This is a genomic window from Microbacterium sp., from assembly GCF_030149085.1.
Classification (GTDB): Bacteria; Actinomycetota; Actinomycetes; order Actinomycetales; family Microbacteriaceae; genus Microbacterium.
Genome location: NZ_JASBSF010000363.1, coordinates 1 through 3,458, shown reverse-complemented (window position 1 = coordinate 3,458; position 3,458 = coordinate 1). Strand labels below are relative to the sequence as shown.

Below are 3,458 nucleotides of genomic sequence, written 5' to 3'. Positions count from 1 at the left end.
CTGCCCTGCCAGCGCGCGCTGAAACACCGCATTCCGGCTGAGGCACCGTTCTCGCGGCTAGACGCGCCGCAACGCGCGGTGCCTCACACGCCACGCGGCGTCTCACCGAACCACGTCCGGCTCCTCCCCAACACGGACGGAGCGCACCCGCTGCGACAGAGAGCGCATCCGCGCCGACAATCGTGTTCACCGGAGCCGACGATGACACCATGAACGTCACGCGTGTCGCCGGCGACATCTTCCGACCTAGTCCAGCGACACTGGTCCGGGCGGCGGCTGCCGCACTCACCGGCATCCACTTGGGCGACCATGCTCGCGTGAGGCCTGGCATCCACACGCCTGCACAAGAGTGGGAACAACTCGCGCCCTGGGCACGCTATCAGGCGCGCGTGCACGCCTATGCACTCGTGAATCCCCATGCCGTCTTCGCGCTCGAGTCCGCGGCGGCGCTGCTCGGGCTCCCCCTGTTCGGACATCCACGGCACATCCACACCATCGACGTCGGCGGAACGTCGCGAGCGTACGGAGACGTACGAGTCCACGCGTCGACGGATGACTGCAACGCCGTGACGGATGCCGGGATCAGCGCAACCGGAGTGGCCGAAACGTCGGTCGCGCTCATGCGGGTGCTCCCGCCAGCGTTCGGCCTTGCGGTGGGCGACGCGGCACGCGCGCGCGGAGTGGGTAGCGAAGACATCCGGCACTCGCGAACGCGAGTTCCGCGCGGCGCGGCAGATCACTGCTCCGGTGGCTGATTCCCAGACTCACCCCCTCCTCCGAGTCCGTGGGCGAGTCGGTCAGCCGCGCAGTGATCGAGTGGTGCGGCTTCGCTACTCCCGAGATCCAGACGGAGATGACCGTCGAGCGGCATCCGTACCGCCTGGACTTCTTCTGGCGACGCGGAGGCGACCACCGCGGCGGTCATCCGCGAGAAGCAGCGCGAAGACCGACTGCGACGCCACCTCGCCGGGTTCGCCCGATGGAACATGGCCGACGCGCTTCAGGTCGCTCCGCTGCGGCACGCGCTCCTGTCGGCGGGGGTCCCGCTCGTGGCACCGCCGCGCACAGCGCTGTTGAAGCCGGTCGCGCACAACCCGCGTTCGCACTGACGAATCACCGCATCTTGCGTGAAACACGACGCACCGCGCGAGACACGGCGCCTCGCGCGGTGCGTCACCGCGAATGTGGTGTCTCAGGCCTTCCGCTGGCGGCGACGGATGACGACAAGCGCCGCACCCAGCAGGATGAGGGCAGCAGCCCAGGGCAGCAGAGGCATACCAGTCGACTCGGCAGTGCCCCCGGTCGCGGCGAGCGCCTCGACCTGGACGTACGTCCAGCCGATCACCGTGCCCGCCGAGTCCGTGACCACCAGACGGTGGGTGCCGACCGGCAGATCCGCGGGGATCGTGAAGGTCGCGGTTCCCGCCGCGCTCACTACGGACGTGCCGAGGTAGGTCGGCGTCGAGAAGATCCAGCCCTCCACGGTCTGCCCCGCGTATTGTGTGCCGACCGTGATCGTCACAGTCTGCCCCTGCTCGAAGGTCGTCCCGCCCTGCGGCTGGATCGCTCCCTGCGTCTCCGGAGTCAAGGCAGCCTCCGCCGGCGGGTTGACCTCACCAGGCCCACCGGAGCCGCCACCCGCCCCGGGGTCGGTGGGTTCGAACGGCGCGCTGACGCAGGCCATCGTCCCTTCCCGCAGTGAAGTCCCGCCGGTTTCGCTGTCGTCGGCGTAGAACGTCGGGGCAACGCCGCTCGTGCACGTTCCGATCGCGAAGCCCTCGTTCGCGATCTTGTCGTCCATGCCAGCAGGGTTCAGATACGACGCAACGATCTGGAAGCTTCCGGCGAGCGGCCCCTCCTGCGCGATCTTCATGTCATGGATCTCACCGGCGCAGGCGTCGTCACACACCGCATACAGCGCGCCGGATGCAGCGTCATACGCGACCTCGGCAACGAGTGCGAGCTTCGGATCGATCGTTGCGATCAGGCTCGCGGTACCGCCGGCCTGCAGCGCGACAGCGTAGATGCGCGCCGTTCCTTCGACACCGACGAAGAACAGCCCGTTGCCGTGACCCGCGTAGGCGGCGGGGTCGTACGCGCCGCCGGTGCTCTCGTCGATGAACCCGCGCGAGGTGAGGTCGGCATCTGAAACCCACGCGATCCCCTCGAGGCCTCCGTTGGCGGGAAGCGCTGGAAGCAGGCTCGCGAGGTTCCACTCGGCGGTGGCAGTGAGCTCGGTGCCGGATGCCGAGGCATCGAACAGCAGCACTGACGGGCGGCTCACACTGCTGGCGGTGTTGTCACGCTCCGTAGCGACATACACACCGTTCGCAGAGCTTCCCGCGACGAGGCCGACGCCTTCGGCATCCACCTTTCCTGCACCGCCGGAGTAGCGCAGCGTCTTGCCTGCGGCCCACTCACCGGATGCCGGCACCCACTGATCGGCGGTGGCATCCCACTCCAGCTTGTAGAGGGTGCCGCTGCCGTTGTTCACGGCCCACAGCGTGCCACGGGCCACTCCGGTCGCTTCGAAGGCGAGACCGCTCATGTCCTGGCCGAACGCACCCGGCGCCGACACCTCGTCAACATCCGCGCCGCCCGGCCACGCCGTCGCCGAGACCAGCCCGACACAATCGTTCGCCTGGCCCTTGGTCACGCTCTGCGCGACCTCGAACGCACCGATGCCGTCGGGGCAGCGAGCCCAGGATGTCGCGGCGTGCTCGGCCCACGTCGTACTGTCGAGCAGGGTCACGCCGTCCGCGGCGAACAGGCGCGCGGCATCCGCCGCGCCCAGTCCGAATCCGCCGTCGATATCCACATCGATTGCGAGGTAGGCGCCCGGCTCGATCGTGGTGCCAGGGGCGATCACGATCTCGCTCGTGTCCTTGTTGTCGCGCAGGATGTAGCCCGAGACGTCGATCGCCTCGCTGCCGGCGTTGGTCAGCTCGACCCAGTCGACCGGGTCAGCACCCGTCGAGTCGACCTCGTTGATGCGAACCGGGGAGCAGTCATTGGCAGCGCCGGGCGTCGAGGCGAAGGTCTCGACGAACTCGCCCGTGCCGTCGGGGCAGCGCCCGTAGGTCGTCGACGGCGCATGTTCGGTGTATGCGTGGCTGTCGACGAGGGTGACACCGTCCGGAAGGAACAGTCGCGGCTCGTCGGGGTTGCCGAGTCCGAACCCGTTCACGGCAGTGTCGGTGTAGACCACGACGAACCCGCCGGCACCGATCACGGTTCCTGCTGCGATCTCGATCGCGTGCGAGTCGTCGTTATCCTTGACGATCCAGCCGGTCAGGTCGACCGCACCATTGCCGGTGTTGTAGAGCTCGACCCAGTCACCCGGATCTCCTCCGCTGGATTCGATCTCGTTGATGACGATCCCGTCCCACCCCGCGGGCGGCGGGCACAGATTCGCCGCGCCGGGAGTGGCGGCTTCGGTTTCACCGAAGGCACCGGTT

General features: G+C 68.4%; 2 protein-coding genes. One reads left to right on the top strand and one right to left on the bottom strand.

Annotation, left to right across the window (positions count from 1 at the left end):
• The first annotated feature begins 209 nt into the window (after positions 1–209).
• Positions 210–755, top strand: a complete 546-nt coding sequence (locus Q1V87_RS14690) for a hypothetical protein (protein ID WP_300594472.1) — start codon at positions 210–212, stop codon at positions 753–755.
• Between the two features lie 437 nt (positions 756–1,192).
• On the opposite strand, the gene Q1V87_RS14685 is transcribed toward Q1V87_RS14690, so the two are convergent.
• A partial coding sequence (locus Q1V87_RS14685) for a lamin tail domain-containing protein (protein WP_300594469.1) occupies positions 1,193–3,458 on the bottom strand: 2,266 nt, incomplete at its 5' end.

Coding starts and splice junctions, on each gene's coding strand:
- Q1V87_RS14690 (WP_300594472.1), top strand. CDS start 210: ATGAACGTCACGCGTGTCGCCGGCGACATCTTCCGACCTAGTCCAGCG.